The organism is Micromonospora sp. CNZ296, assembly GCF_007827635.1.
This window is the reverse complement of record NZ_VISW01000001.1, coordinates 694,590-708,398: the sequence shown is the minus strand read 5'-3', so window position 1 is coordinate 708,398 and position 13,809 is coordinate 694,590. Positions and strand designations below refer to the sequence as shown.

Here is a 13,809-nt window from a genome sequence, read left to right as displayed (position 1 = left end):
GGCAGGAGATGGAGGAACGAGATGACCTCCGAGCTTCACACACAGGTTCCGGCAGACGCTCCGGATGGGTCCCCGCCGGGAACCAAGTTCGGGCTGACTGAGGAGGATGTCCGCAGCATCGTCCGCGACGAGATCAAGCGGGCGTGGGCAAAGAACCCGGCTTCCCGCCGCGCGGCCCTGGTCGCCTCCAAGGGGACACTTGACTGGGCGTACCCGCCACTCATCCTGAGCACCGCGGCGGCCGCCGCCGGCCTGCAGACGTCGGTGTTCTTCACCTTCTACGGCCTGAACATCATTCACAAGGACGCCGAGCGCAAGCTCCTGGTCGACCCGGTGGGCAACCCCGCCATGCCGATGCCGGTGCCAATGCCTGACGTGCTGACCGCGATGCCGGGCATGAAGGCGCTCTCGACCAGGATGATGAAGTCGAAGTTCGCGAAGAACAACGTGGCGAGCATCCGGACCCTGCTCGACGAGGCACGCGAACTCGGGGTACGGCTCATCGGCTGCCAGATGACCATCGACGTGTTCGGGTACACCCACGACGACTTCGTGGACGGTGTGGAATTCGCCGGCGCGGCCGCGTTCATGTCCGAGGCCCGCAAGTCCCACGTGACCATGTTCATCTAGGAGGAGACGCATGACTATCGACATCCACGTCGACGAGGTCGTCGACGCCCGTGACCTGATGTGTCCGATGCCCGTGCTCGCCGCCACTAAGGCCATGCGGCGGCTGGGCCCGACCCAGGTGATCAAGGTGCTGGCCACGGACAAGGGTGCGTTGTCCGACATTCCGGCCTGGGCTGAGGACAATGGCTACGAGCTGCTCTCCAGTGGCATCGAGGAGGGCATCCTGGTCTTCTTCATTCGCAAAACCGAGGAGTCGTGATCAAAGCCGGACAGGTAAACGCCCTGGCGCCGAAGCATTCCACCCGGCTTGGACCCGGGACGAGCCGAGCAGACCCCCGCCCGGCCCGCCAGCGCCTGCGCGCGCCGTCAAAGTCAAACTGACTTGGCGCAACGGACGGCGGCACGCTCCCCCGCGCCGACGACGAGCCCTTCGGCCTCGGCACCGGGTTGGAAGAGCTGATCACCCATGGCACCGGGCGAGAGTGGCCACCCACGGCGAAGCCCCCACCCTGCACTACAGCGGCCCGCCGGTCCTGGCCTTTGCAGTGCACTGTCGGCGAGGTGCGGCGTAGGCAACTCTGGCCAGCGGCGGTAATTTCCTCCTCGCCCCGCTCTACCTGCTGATCCTCCGCTTGCCGATCAAACGGGCGCTCGCGACCTCGCTGGCGGTCTCCGCCGCCCTGGCGTTGCCCGGCACTGTCACCCACTGGGCACTGGGTCGCGTCGACCGGCGGGTTGTCGCAACATACACCGTGATGGCTGTGCCCGCCGCCTACCTCCGCGCTCGCCTGGCCATCCGCTCCAACCCGGCTGGCTCACCCGCATGTACGGGGTTGCCCCCGCCCGGCTCGCGTCAGGGCTACTTCTCTTCGGCCGCTGATGATTCCTGCCACATGCCGCCAGCAGCCGACGACTACGCGAGGATCACCTTGAGTGACCGGAGCCGTAACGGCAGGGCACAAGGTCCTGTTGTCGGATCCAGGTGGATCTACCAATCGGGCCCGGCGCCGGTGTTGGCTGAACGAGCACCACATCGAGGGGAGCGGTCCGATGGGCCAGCTGAACGTGCAGGCCGTGGGCGGGGATGCCGGGACGGTGGATGTCCGCTTCGTGACTGGGGAATCCTATGAGTTCGCGGTACGGGGACACCGGATGCTGGTGGACCAGCCGCCCGAGGCGGGGGGTGAGGACGAGGCGCCGACGCCCACGGAGTTGTTCGTCGCGTCGCTGGCGACCTGCGTTGCCTTCTACGCCGGCCGGTACCTGACCCGGCACGGCTTGAGCCGCGACGGTCTGGGCGTCGCTGTCAGCTACCGGATGGCCGCTGACCGCCCGGCCCGGGTGGCCGAGGTCCGGCTCTCCCTTCGGGTGCCCGAGGATCTCCCGGAGGCGCGCAGGCCTGCCCTGCTGGCCGTGGCCTCGCACTGCACCGTGCACAACACTCTGACCTCGCCGCCGACGGTCACCATCGACCTGCTCTGACAGCGAGGCGCCTCGCAGGGACAGGAGGGTAGGACGTGGGCGTAACCGGCGATGCGACGGCGGCCAGCCGTAATGATGAGCTGCTGGCGCGGATCCGCGACGGCATCATCGGTGAGGGCGAGGTGCTGGACTGCCCCTACGGGCCCCGGCGGATCACCTACGCCGACTACACCGCGTCGGGCCGGTCGCTCGATTTCATCGAGGACGCCATCAGGGAGTGGGTGCTGCCGCGCTACGCCAACACCCACACCGAGAGTTCCGGCACGGGCCTGGCGACCGGACGGCTACGCGAGGATGCCCGGCAGATCATCCACGACGCCGTGGGCGGGACGGACGAGCACGTGGTGATCTTCTGCGGTTCGGGTGCCACCGCCGCCGTCAACAAGCTGATCGGAATCCTGGAGCTACGGCTGCCCGACGCACCGTCGCGTCGCTACGACCTTCAGCGTCACATTCCGGCTGAGCAGCGGCCGGTGGTGTTCGTCGGTCCGTACGAACACCACTCGAACGAATTGCCGTGGCGGGAGACGTACGCCGACGTGGTGGTCATCGGCGCGGACGCCGACGGGCACATCGACCAGGCGGAGCTCGCCGTGCAGCTGGCCCGTTACGCGGACCGGCCGTTGCGGATCGGCAGCTTCTCGGCGGCCTCCAACGTCACCGGCATCCTGTCCGACGCCGACGCGCTCGCCGCACTGCTGCACGCCCACGGGGCGCTGTCGTTCTGGGACTACGCGGCGGCCGGCCCGTACGTGCCGATCCGGATGGGTGAGTCGAAGCCGGGGGCCGGGGACAGCAAGGACGCCGTGTTCCTGTCCCCGCACAAGTTCGTCGGCGGCCCGCAGACACCCGGCGTCCTGGTGGTGCGCCGGGATCTCATCCGGAACCGGGTACCCACGGCCCCCGGCGGCGGCACGGTGGCCTTCGTCGACCCCGTCAGTCACCGCTATCTCGACGACCCGGTCGCGCGAGAGGAGGGCGGCACCCCGGCGATCGTCGAATCGATCCGAGCCGGACTGGTGTTCGCCCTCAAGCAGGCCGTCAGCACCGATGTCATCCAGGCCCGCGAGGAGCGGTTGTGGTCGAGGGCGCTGCACCGCTGGTCCGACAACCCGGCGATCGAGGTGCTGGGGAACCCCGAGGCCCGTCGCCTGTCCATCGTGTCACTTCGGCTCCGCCACGGAGCCCGCTACCTGCACCACAACTTCGTCGTCGCGCTGCTCAACGACCTGTTCGGTATCCAGACCCGCGGTGGCTGCTCCTGCGCGGGACCGTACGGACATCGTCTCCTGGCAATCGACACTGAGCGCTCGCACGCCTTCCGTGACGAGATCGGCCTCGGCTGCGAGGGGATCAAGCCCGGCTGGACCCGGATCAACTTCAACTACTTCATCTCGGACACGGTTGCCGACTACCTCATCGACGCAGTCGACCTCGTCGCCCGGTACGGGCACCGGCTGCTGAGCGACTACCGCTTCGACCCCCGCACCGGGCTGTGGCGCCACTACGAAGGTCCTCCTCGACCGCCGCTGCGCCTAGCCGACCTGAACTACCTGTTCGGCGGCGGGCCGACGCGCCCGGGCCGGATAGAGAGGGCCGGCGAGGACGCCCTGACCGGCTACCTGCGCGAGGCACGGGACATCTTCCGCACCCGCAAAGATAGTCTTGATGAGGGAGTGACCGGCCTACCGGACGACTTCGAGGCGCTGCGCTGGTTCCACCTGCCCCCGGCATGTCTCGGGCCGGTCGACCGGGTCCGGGCGAACAGCGGCCGACCGTAACGACCGGCCCGGCCGACCACGCCGCACCCTGTGAACGCCGCGCGCGGCGACGATCTGCAGGTTCGCGGACCGAGGCGATGTCCCGTCCGACGTGCTTGGCGGCGGAGCAACTGATCGATGTCTCTCAACCTCTGTGAGTTGCCTAACCGAGATCCCCTATGTCGGCCCGCCCCGGCTACGGTTGGAACATACCCCCGGGGGTATCCGACAGGAGGTTTTCCGAATGATCAAGAAGATGATGGTTCTGCTGGCTGCGACCCTGGTGGCGCTCGCGGTGGGTGTGGCGCGCCCAAGTGTCGCATCGGCAGCCCCGGCCGGCACAGATGTGGTCGTCTACGTGGGCCAGCTCGGAGCGAGCACGTACGAGCAGACCCTCAACGGCGTCCTCTACACGGAGGACCAGATCGGCAGCATGGCCGATCGAATTCTCTGGACCGAAGAGCAGATCGGCATCATGGCCGACCGCATCGTCTACGTGACCGAGGTGTCGCAGGACAACACCGTCAAGGTGATCTACATGGTCACGGCCCTGTGGGCCACCGGCACCCAGGATGGCGGCTACCTCTACCAGGTCGCCCTGATGCCGGTCGCCATGCTGCCCGCCGGCTGGTGAACCCAGTTCGTCGCCGACCTGTGAAGGCCGGGACCGTCGTCGGCACGGGCGTACCAGCTCGACGCTGGCGCCGGCTCCCGGCCTTTTGAGCGACCTGCCTGGTCCGCATCCGCGGTAGGCAAGCCGGAGGTTGAGTGCCCGCGCACCTGCGGTTGCAGGGTGTGAAAAGTGCCGGGACGGGTATCTCGCCGGCCGATCTCAGCCCGATGGACGGGGGATGACGTGGCCACTGCCTCGCCCGACGAACTGCGCACGCAGCTGGTCGATGCGGTGCGCGAACTGTTCACAGCCGGGGTGATGTCCCACTCCGGCCACGCCAACGTCAGTGCGCGAGCCGACGTCGACACGATGGTCATCAGCAACACGGGACGCGTCCGCCAGCTGGGGGCCGACCAGTTCGCCATCGTCCGGCTTGACGGCGAGGTGGTCGAGGGCGACATCACGCCCGAGAACATGGAGATCGTGTCCATGCACACGCGGGTCTACCAGACCCGTGGTGACATCGGAGCGATCATCCATACGCACTCCCCGGCGGTCACCGGCTTCGCGCTGGCCAGCCGACCCCTGCCGTGCCGATACGAAGCCCGGCTCAGATTCGGGCAGGCCGAGGACGTCCCGGTCGTCCCCTGGGCTCCCCGGGGCACCGCCGAATCGGTGGAAGGCATCGTGCGGACCCTGCAGTCGCACCCCCTTACCTCGGCAGTGATCCTCGCCAACCACGGCCTGCTCGCCTTCGGCGTCCGTCCGATGGACGCCGCCCATCTCGTCGAGGCGCTGGAAGAGGCGGCCCGCGCCGAACTCGAGGCCACCGAGCTCGGCGGTGCGGTGGACTTCCCCGAAGGCGCGCTCGACGCCGTCCGCGCCGGTATTCGACGGGCCCTCTGACCCGTCCGGGCGAGGCCCGGCCCGCACGACCGGTATCGAGGCTGACCGGGTCTATGGGGTGACGACCGGCGGTCGGACGTGTCCGGATTCCCTGCCCCGTGTCGTGGGCGTCCGTCCCGACGGGTGGATCGATCGCAGGTACTCACGGTCGCCGAGCAGTTCCAACCGTCGGCGGAGCACGGGATTGTCGGCCGACTGGCTGCGGTGGCGGGCGATGGCGACCGCCTGGAGCTCACGGCTAACGAAGAGCGTCGCGTCCAGTTCGGCCGGGTCGCGTCCGACAAAGGCCGTACCGAGTTCGGCGTTGAGCTGCTCCGTGGTCGATCGGGGCAGGGCCCAGGCCAGCACCGGCAGTCCGGCCGTGCCAGCGGCGAGCAGGGCGGCCCGGGTGGCGTGGTGGTGGTCAGGGTGGCCGGTAACCCCGCCGAGGTCGAATGCCAGCAGGTGGCTGGGGCGCTCCTCGCCGATGAGTCGCAGGACGTGCGCGGCCAGCTCATCGACGGGTACGCCGGCCAGGTTGCCGTCGGGGTAGTCGTGCAGCTCGACCCGGGACAGGCCGAGTGCCGCCCCCGCTTCCGTCAGCTCCTGGGACCGGACCACTGCCAGCTCCCCTGGGCGGCCGTGCAGGGTGGAGGCCTCGCCGTGGGTGAAGCAGAGGACGCTCGCCCGGGCGCCCTGGGAGATCAGCTCCGCCAATACGGCACCGAGGCCGAAGGACTCGTCGTCGGGGTGGGCGACCACAGCCAACACGCCGGTGACCTGCCACGGGAGTGTCGGCTGGGTATGGGTGATCGGGAGAGTCATAGCAGTCACTTCCTCACGGACTACTATACCCCCCCAGGTATGCGACATATGCCCTCGCCGCTTCCCCCGCAGCTGTCGTCAGGAGCGTTCGGCGACCACCACCGTGTCCAGCGCGTCGACGGTCCGGCCCTGCACAGTCACCGGTCGGTGAGCGGTCTGGGCCCGGCGGATCCGCAGCCCTTGCAGCTCTTTCGCCACCGACTCACGGGTGAGCAGGACGTCGGGGTCCTGCGGCCCGCCCGTGCCGCCGGAGAGGTTGGCGAGGTCGTGGCCGACCACGAGGACAATGCCGCCGGCTCGCACGGCGTCCCGGGCATGGGACAGCACGACTGCGATCTCGGCGGCGGGCAGGTGCAGGTATGCGATCAGCACCAGATCGAAACCGTCGGCCGGCGGCGTGTACGTGGTGACGTCGGCGACGTGCCAGTCGACGGTGACGTTTCGCTGGCGGGCCAGTTCCCGGCCCCGCTCGATGGCCACCGGGGAAAAGTCGACCGCCGTGACCTCCCAACCCTGCTGGGCCAGCCACACCGCGTTGCGTCCCTCGCCGGCGGCGAGGTCGATGGCTCTGCCGGGGGACAGACCGGCGACCTCCTCCACGACGAAGCGGTTCGGTTCGGCGGTCCACACGAGTTCCGGGGCGCTCGCGTACCGCTCGTCCCAGGCTCTGCTGTCCACGGTCGTGCTCCTCTCCACAGGATGCGAACGATGGTTCCCGGCGCCCTCATCCTCGCGCCGGTTCCCGGCTGGTGGGGGTCGGTTGGGCTCGGATTCGTCACCCGCCGGCCGGACGGGCGGCGGCCGGACCCGCTGCCGAAGGTGGGGAACCAGCGGAGCAGCTGGCACCCTGGACGAGCAGGCCCGCGGATGCCACCGCGACGGCGGGTGGTCCGGTCATGAGCAGTCCGATGGCGCTGACGGCGACGAGGCGATGCAGGATGCGGGGTCGGGCCGGTGGTGCGAGCATCCGGCGTACCCGGTCGACGGCGCCTGCCGCGGCGCCGAGAGCGTGCTGGGGAGTGCGGTCGGCGAGCCGGACGATGGCGGTGGCGACAGCCTGCCGCCCGTGGCGCTTGCTGGCCCGGTCGTCGGCCAGGTGCTCCACCAGCCGTCTGATCTCCGTCTCGGCCGCGGCGGCCATGGGCAGTCCGGGCAGAGCGCGGTGGAACGCGACGGCGAGGGCGACGAGGAGGTGGTGCCGGCCTCGGAGGTGTGCCCGCTCGTGCCCCAGTACGGCTGCGAGCTCGTCGGCGGTGAGGGTGTCGATCGCGGCGCTGGTGACGATGACATTGCCCGGGCGGCCGGGCAGGCAGTAGACCGCGGCGGTGGCATGGTCCACGAGGGTCCACTCGTCGCCGGCGTCCTGCCGGGCCAGCGGCAGCAGCGCGGCGAGGTGGCGACGACGCCAGCGGCGCGCACGGATGAACGTCACGATCAGACTGATCAGGAGGCGGGCGACGAGGGCCGCAGTGGCCAGCAGTCCGATGACGGCGAGAGTCTCGTTCGGGGCTCCCAGGCCCGCCAACGCACGGGTGCACGCCGCCACGATGCCCTCCAGACCAGCGGCGAGGGCAGCCGGCGGTACGGCGACGAGCAGCCCGGCGGTGAGGACGGCGACGGTGACGGACAGTTCCGCGCCGAGCCACAGCCCAACCGTGAGCCGCGGCAGGGAGGTCGTCCATCGTCCGGTCAGGGCAGGACGGGCGAGGACCGCCACCGCGGCCGCCCAGGCCAGCAGTACCAGGCTGGTCACGGGCTCGACTTTCCGCGCTGGTCCAGTAGCTCGCGCAGCGCCGCCGCCTCCTCGGGAGCCATGGCGTCGACGAACCGGGCCAGTGCCGCATGCTGGTCGGCGGCCGAGGAGAGCGCCTCGGCCATGAGCTGTCCGACGTGCTCCTCCCGGCTGGCCTTCGGGCGGTACCGGTACGCCCGGCCGGCGAGGTCGCGCTCCGCCCAGCCCTTGCGATGCAGGTTGTCCAGGACCGTCATCACCGTGGTGTAGGCGAGGTCGCGGTCCGCCATCGCGTCGACCATCTGCCGCACCGTGAGCGGCCCGGCCGCTTCCCACAACGCGTTCATCACCGCGGATTCCAGCGGACCCAGCGGGCGGTCGTTGCCGGGGTCCTTCCTTCGGAGTCGGCTCACCGGTGGACCGTACCGTCGGCGGTGAGCGGTTCCGACGCGGCCGGAGCCGGACAGGCCCGTTCGCCGGCGAGCCGACGCCGCAGTGCCCAGGCGAGCAGGACGATCGAGCCCGCGGCGAGTACGGGCTGCGCCGGAGCGAACCAGCTCATCGCGCCGCTGTAGCCGAGCGCGATCAGGACGATCTTGTTGCAGACGGGGCAACCGACGGCGAACAGGGACAGGGTCGCCCCGGTCACGCCGGTCCGCGACTCGCTGCGGCCCGCCGCCTTGTCGCCGGTTCCGGCGACGGGCGCGACGTAGGTCGCCAGGAGCAGTCCGGACAGCGCCGCGGTCACCACCAGCACCGGCCACGCCCACCAGGTGACGGCCATGTCGCGGCTGAAGTAGGGGGTGTCGATCAGGTCGGTGGGAACCGCGATCACCACCGTGGTTCCCACGGCGCCGGCGACCGCCGCCATCCACCGCCGAGCCGGCCACTCCGAGGGGCCGGTCGTGAGGTTCACTCCGGCCACGTCCGTGGCGGACGGCAGCGGGGCGCCAGCCGTTTCCGGGGTCGCGGAACGACGCCAGCGCAGCACCAGGACGGTGACCGCGGCCAACCCCGCGACGAGGAGGACCAGTTCGTCCGGTACGTCGCCAAGCGTTCCCGTCACCCACTCCTGCGCGGCGCCCTCGACGTCGGTCAGGCCGAAGCCGCCGGCTAGGCCTGCCGTGCCGTCGAAGACCAGGAAGAGCACGCCTAGGGCGACGAAGAGCAGGCCGGAGACGGTTGACGTGGTGTGCAGGTGCAGCCGACCCACAGAGAACTGTCGGCCCCGCAGCCACCGACGCTCGCCGATGCGCCACCGGTCCCAGACCAGGGCGAGCAGCAGCAGGGGCACCGTCATGCCCAGGGCGTAGACAGCCAGCAGGGCACCACCGGCCGCCGGCTGCTCGGAGGTCGCGGCGACCGTCAGGATCCCGCCCAGGATCGGACCGGAGCAGAAGCCGGCCAGCCCGTAGACCGCGCCGAGGGCGAACACCGATAGCGGGGAGTCCCCGGTGATCCGCCCCATCAACCGTTGCGCCGGCCCGAAGGCGAACCCCTTGCCGGCCAGCTGCATGACGCCCAGCGCGATGATCGACCAGCCCGCGACCAGGATCAGCGTGTCGCGGTGCTGAAAGAATGCACCGGCCACGACCGAGGACCCGGCACCGAGCGGTACCAGGACGGCGGCGAGGCCGAGGTAGAAGACGGCAGTGCGGGCAAGCAACTGGCGCGGGTTCTGGAAGGCATACGCGAAGAAGGCGGGCAGCAACATCGCGCTGCACGGGCTGAGCAGGGCGAGAACCCCCCCGAGCAGGGCGGCGAGGTAGCCGATCTCACTCACTTCGCATCCAGCTGCTTGTCGATGGCCTGCTTGAACGCCTTGTACGGCTGCGCGCCGATGATCGGCGTGTCTCCCACCAGGAACGCCGGGGTGCCGGTGATGCCCATCGAGGTCGCCTCCTGCTGATCGCGCAGGACGGCCGCCTCAGTAGCGGCGGAGGCGCGGTCGGTGTCGAACCTGGCGAGGTCCAGCCCGATGCTCTTGGCGATGTCGCGCAGCGCGCCCTCGTCCAGGGAACCGCTGTTCACCCGGCGCTCCTTCGCGTACACGGCGTTGTGGAACTCCCAAAACTTCCCCTGAGCGGCGGCGGCCCGCCCCGCGGCCGCCGCGTCGTCCGACTCGGCACCGAGGTAGGGCAGATCACGCCATTCGATGCGAACCAGCCCCTTGTCGACGTACTCCTGGACCAGCTTCGGCTCGGTCTCACGGGCGTGCCGCCCGCAGAAGGGACACTGGAAATCGGCGTACTCGATGATCACGACAGGCGCCTCGGGCTTCCCGAGCGCGAGCGGGTCGTTGGCCGCCCGCCGGGCCAGGCTGGCAAAGGGATTCTCTGTCTGGCCACCGGCCGCTCCTCCAGCGGCGGTCCCGGCGGCCGGCTCCGCCGGCTTGTCGGCGGGCCGGGCGAGGATCGCCAGGACGGCGACGATCGCGATAACGACAACCGGGCCCAGCCAGCCAGCCGCCCGACGGATCGGGGGCGTACGCCTGGCGCTCTTGCGCGTCGGCTTCGTCGGGCGTTGCATGTCTCCTCCAGCTGTCATCGGATCTACTATCTGCCTTAGTACTATCCACCTTAGTACTAGGTCTGCTAGTAGAGCAGGCGAGGGGCGCCCGGATCTACCGGGCGCCCCTCGTGTGCCAGGAGCTCAGTGGCAAGACGAGGACCCGATCGGCTCCCGGCCGACCGGCTCGCTCTGTACCGGCATCGGCAGGCCGCCGAGCAGCGCCAACGCCGGCACCACCAGGAAGCCGCCGCCCGCGCCGACCAGACCGGTGACGAGCCCGACGACGATGCCGTCGATGATCACCCGGAACACTGGCAGCTCGTGCGGCACCGGCTTCCCCTCGGCGTTCCGGCGGCCACGGATCATCGCGATCGCGGTGGCCAGCATCATGATGGCCAGCCCGGTGAGCAGGAACCCGGCCGGGATGAACTCGGCCAGCCCGGCAGGGGTGCGGGATCTGCCCGCACCCCTGCGCCGGTCGCGTCAGCGGCCGGCCGTGCTCCCGGCCAGCTTCGCCCGTACCTCGTCCATGTCGAGGTCGCGGACGCCCTGGATCACCTGCTCCAGGGCGGCGGCCGGCAGCGCGCCGGGCTGGGAGAAGACCAGGATGCCGTCGCGGAAGGCCATCAGCGTCGGGATGGACCGGATCTGAGCCGCGGCGGCCAGCGCCTGCTCCGCTTCGGTGTCGACCTTGCCGAACACGATGTCCGGGTGCGTCTCGCTGCCCTTCTCGAAGATCGGCGCGAAACTGCGGCAGGGGCCGCACCAGCTGGCCCAGAAGTCGACCAGAACGATGCCGTCGCGGGTGACGGCCTGCTCGAAGTTGGTCGCGGTCAGCGCCACGCTCGCCATGTTCCACCTCCGTGTGTTGACGGTCCACCCCCGCAACAACATACCCGTGGGGGTATCTGTTCCCGGTGGTTCCCCCACCCCGCCCGCCCTGGGGAATACGGACGTGCCTGCGGCAGGTGAGGGTCGACGTCCATACCCCCCGGGGTATGACGGAGCCTGAGGAGGAGAGATGCGAGAGGTGAATTTGGCGGACTTCGCCGCCGCGCACGCCGATGGTGCCGCGGTGGTCGATGTCCGGGAGCCGTTCGAGTACGTCGAGGGCCACGTGCCCGGCGCGCGTCTGGTGCCGCTGGCTCAACTGCCCACGGTGCTGGGGGACCTTCCCCGTAACCGCCCGGTGTACGTCATCTGCGCCAGCGGTAACCGCAGCCTCGCCGCCGCGCAGTTCCTGGCCCGCGCCGGCGTCGACGCCCGCTCGGTCAGCGGCGGCACCGGCGGGTGGGCCCGCAGCGGTCGTCCCGTCGTGACGGGGCCGGACGCATGACGCTCGGCGGGATGCTGAAGAAGATCTTCGGAAAACCGTATGCCTCCGTCGGGCCCGAACAGGCGGCCGCCCTGGTGGCTGGCGGAGGGTTGCTGCTGGACGTGCGGGAGCCGGCCGAATGGCGGGCCGGTCACGCGCCCCGGGCGCGGCACATCCCGCTCGGCCAGTTGGCGGAGCGGATCGGTGAGTTGCCGGCGGACCGGCCGGTGGTCACGGTGTGCCGCTCGGGAGCACGTTCGCGGCAGGCCGCCGCGCTGCTGGCCCGCGAGCGGGACCAGGTCCACAACCTGGCCGGCGGCATGCGTGCCTGGGTCGACGCCGGGTTGGCGCTGCAGGCGAAGGGCGGCCGGCCGGGTCGGTTGATCTGACCCGGCCATGACCCCTGCCGAGGGTCACCGGAGGACGGGACCTTCGGCCCGGAATATACCCCCGGGGGTATACGCTATCGTGGGTACATCGCTGGTCATCACTGCGAAGGAGTTCAGCACGATGTTGTTCACCCAGTACTACCTGGACTGCCTGTCCCAGGCCTCGTACCTCGTCGCCGACGAGGCCACCGGACGGGCGGTGCTCGTCGACCCGCGCCGCGACATCGACGAGTATCTTACCGACGCGCAGGCCCACGGCCTGACCATCGAAGGGGTGATCAACACCCACTTCCACGCCGACTTCCTCGCCGGTCACCTCGAGGTGGCCGCGGCGACCGGCGCGTGGATCGGCTACGGCCACCGCGCCGAGACCGAGTACCCGAGCCGCAAGCTCCACGACGGGGAGCGGATCAGCCTCGGTGACGTGACCCTGGAGATCATGGAGACGCCGGGCCACACCCCGGAATCCATCAGCATCCTGGTCTACGAGCACGCCGACGACGCGGTGCCGTACGGGGTGATGACCGGCGACGCCCTCTTCATCGGTGACGTGGGCCGCCCCGACCTGCTCGCCTCGCTCGGCGTCACGGCCGACGATCTGGGCCAGATGCTCTACGACAGCGTGCAGCGCAAGCTCATGGGTCTGCCCGACGAGGTCCGGGTCTTCCCCGCCCACGGCGCCGGCTCGGCCTGCGGCAAGAACCTCTCCACCGAGCGGCAGTCCACCATCGGTGAGCAGCGCCGCACCAACTACGCCTGCGCCCCGATGAGCCAGGAGCAGTTCGTCGCCCTGGTCACCGGCGGCCAGCCGTCGGCGCCCGGCTACTTCGCCTTCGACGCCGTGCTCAACCGCAAGGCCCGCGAGCTGTTCGACCACAGCAAGGCGCCGCGCCCGCTGGACGTCGCCGAGTTCGCCCAGGCCCGTACCGAGGGCGCGGTCGTGATCGACGCCCGCGACCCACAGGAGTTCGCCGCCGGTCACCTGCTGGGTGCGATCAACATCCCCGCCGACGGCCGGTTCGCCGAGACCGCCGGCAGCGTGGTCGCCCCAGACCGCAAGGTGCTCGTGGTGGCCCCGCAGGACCGGGAGGAGGAGATCGTCGTACGCCTCGCCCGGATCGGCTTCGACCAGGTGGTCGGGTACCTGCGCGAGCCGGAAGGGGCCTTCCTGGAGATGGTCGCCGACATGACCCGGGCCAGCCGGGTCACCGCCACCGAACTGCGCGAGGCGCTGAACGGGGCCGAGGTGCCGCTGGTGCTGGACGTCCGCAACGCCGGTGAGCGCGAGCAGGGCGCCGTCGACGGCTCGCTGCACATCCCGCTCGCCGAGCTGACCCGGCGCCTCGACGAGGTGCCGACCGACCGGCCGGTCGTCGTGCACTGCGCCGGCGGGTACCGCTCCTCCGTCGCGGCCAGCCTGCTCCGCAACGCCGGACGGCCGGACGTCTCCGACCTGCTCGGCGGGTACGGCGCCTGGCAGACCATACTCGACCCCGCCGCCGCCTGAGACAAGCGGCGGGAATCGCCGCGGCGGGTGACCACGGGCTCGGGCCCGGCGGTCACCCGCCCCGCGGCGCCTGACCGGCCTCCGCTTCCGGACCCTGCCGGGACTGCTGACAACCGAGGGGGTGGCTTCGCCGTCGGGGGCAGCAGCCCAAAGGCGCTCG

At 70.4% G+C, this 13,809-nt stretch carries 17 protein-coding genes and 1 pseudogene; 10 read left to right on the top strand and 8 right to left on the bottom strand.

The window, feature by feature from the left end; translation table 11 throughout:
- The first annotated feature begins 21 nt into the window (after positions 1-21).
- The 7 genes from FB455_RS03315 (at position 22) to FB455_RS03285 (ending at position 5,391) form a co-directional block, all read left to right on the top strand.
- On the top strand, positions 22-630 hold the full coding sequence (locus FB455_RS03315; RefSeq protein ID WP_145752076.1) for a DsrE/DsrF/DrsH-like family protein: 609 nt from the start codon (positions 22-24) through the stop codon (positions 628-630).
- 10 nt (positions 631-640) lie between these two features.
- On the top strand, positions 641-889 hold the full coding sequence (locus tag FB455_RS03310; RefSeq protein ID WP_221488044.1) for a sulfurtransferase TusA family protein: 249 nt from the start codon (positions 641-643) through the stop codon (positions 887-889).
- A gap of 319 nt (positions 890-1,208) precedes the next feature.
- Entirely contained in the window at positions 1,209-1,760 is a 552-nt protein-coding gene (locus FB455_RS03305; protein WP_145752161.1) for a sulfite exporter TauE/SafE family protein, read from the top strand.
- Entirely contained in the window at positions 1,741-2,112 is a 372-nt protein-coding gene (locus tag FB455_RS03300; RefSeq protein ID WP_225319522.1) for an OsmC family protein, read from the top strand. The genes FB455_RS03305 and FB455_RS03300 overlap by 20 nt, the downstream gene beginning before the upstream one ends.
- A 35-nt stretch (positions 2,113-2,147) precedes the next feature.
- Positions 2,148-3,893 (top strand): aminotransferase class V-fold PLP-dependent enzyme, encoded by a 1,746-nt coding sequence (locus FB455_RS03295; protein ID WP_145752072.1) that lies wholly within the window; start codon positions 2,148-2,150, stop codon positions 3,891-3,893.
- A gap of 223 nt (positions 3,894-4,116) precedes the next feature.
- The gene (locus tag FB455_RS03290) at positions 4,117-4,506 is read left to right on the top strand and encodes a hypothetical protein (RefSeq protein WP_145752069.1); all 390 of its coding nucleotides are present in this window, start codon (positions 4,117-4,119) and stop codon (positions 4,504-4,506) included.
- Positions 4,507-4,728: 222 nt separating this feature from the next.
- Positions 4,729-5,391, top strand: coding sequence for a class II aldolase/adducin family protein (locus FB455_RS03285; protein WP_222434124.1), 663 nt, complete (start codon positions 4,729-4,731; stop codon positions 5,389-5,391).
- Between the two features lie 51 nt (positions 5,392-5,442).
- On the opposite strand, the gene FB455_RS03280 is transcribed toward FB455_RS03285, so the two are convergent.
- From FB455_RS03280 to trxA, 8 genes and pseudogenes are all read right to left on the bottom strand, one after another.
- Positions 5,443-6,195 (bottom strand): PIG-L deacetylase family protein, encoded by a 753-nt coding sequence (locus tag FB455_RS03280; RefSeq protein ID WP_145752067.1) that lies wholly within the window; start codon positions 6,193-6,195, stop codon positions 5,443-5,445.
- Positions 6,196-6,273: 78 nt separating this feature from the next.
- Positions 6,274-6,873: a class I SAM-dependent methyltransferase gene (locus FB455_RS03275; RefSeq protein WP_145752065.1), complete on the bottom strand. Its 600-nt coding sequence runs from the start codon at positions 6,871-6,873 to the stop codon at positions 6,274-6,276.
- Between the two features lie 97 nt (positions 6,874-6,970).
- Complete coding sequence (locus FB455_RS03270) at positions 6,971-7,948, bottom strand: M56 family metallopeptidase (RefSeq protein WP_145752063.1); 978 nt, start codon at positions 7,946-7,948, stop codon at positions 6,971-6,973.
- Positions 7,945-8,340, bottom strand: coding sequence for a BlaI/MecI/CopY family transcriptional regulator (locus tag FB455_RS03265; protein WP_145752061.1), 396 nt, complete (start codon positions 8,338-8,340; stop codon positions 7,945-7,947). Before FB455_RS03265 ends, FB455_RS03270 begins: the two co-directional genes overlap by 4 nt.
- Positions 8,337-9,710: a cytochrome c biogenesis CcdA family protein gene (locus FB455_RS34170; RefSeq protein ID WP_184975730.1), complete on the bottom strand. Its 1,374-nt coding sequence runs from the start codon at positions 9,708-9,710 to the stop codon at positions 8,337-8,339. The genes FB455_RS03265 and FB455_RS34170 overlap by 4 nt, the downstream gene beginning before the upstream one ends.
- Positions 9,707-10,456, bottom strand: a complete 750-nt coding sequence (locus FB455_RS03255; RefSeq protein ID WP_145752059.1) for a DsbA family protein — start codon at positions 10,454-10,456, stop codon at positions 9,707-9,709. The genes FB455_RS34170 and FB455_RS03255 overlap by 4 nt, the downstream gene beginning before the upstream one ends.
- Positions 10,457-10,630: 174 nt before the next feature.
- A pseudogene (locus FB455_RS03250) lies at positions 10,631-10,876 on the bottom strand (TSUP family transporter); the annotation flags it as partial.
- Positions 10,877-10,921: 45 nt separating this feature from the next.
- Positions 10,922-11,290 (bottom strand): thioredoxin, encoded by a 369-nt coding sequence (trxA, locus tag FB455_RS03245; protein ID WP_145752058.1) that lies wholly within the window; start codon positions 11,288-11,290, stop codon positions 10,922-10,924.
- Between the two features lie 169 nt (positions 11,291-11,459).
- Between trxA and FB455_RS03240 the strand changes: the two genes are divergently transcribed.
- The 3 genes from FB455_RS03240 (at position 11,460) to FB455_RS03230 (ending at position 13,649) form a co-directional block, all read left to right on the top strand.
- The gene (locus FB455_RS03240; protein ID WP_145752056.1) at positions 11,460-11,774 is read left to right on the top strand and encodes a rhodanese-like domain-containing protein; all 315 of its coding nucleotides are present in this window, start codon (positions 11,460-11,462) and stop codon (positions 11,772-11,774) included.
- Positions 11,771-12,142, top strand: coding sequence for a rhodanese-like domain-containing protein (locus tag FB455_RS03235; RefSeq protein ID WP_184975727.1), 372 nt, complete (start codon positions 11,771-11,773; stop codon positions 12,140-12,142). Before FB455_RS03240 ends, FB455_RS03235 begins: the two co-directional genes overlap by 4 nt.
- A gap of 121 nt (positions 12,143-12,263) precedes the next feature.
- Positions 12,264-13,649 carry an MBL fold metallo-hydrolase gene (locus FB455_RS03230; protein WP_145752054.1) on the top strand — a complete coding sequence of 462 codons (1,386 nt, stop codon included), beginning with the start codon at positions 12,264-12,266 and terminating at the stop codon, positions 13,647-13,649.
- Positions 13,650-13,809 lie beyond the last annotated feature (160 nt).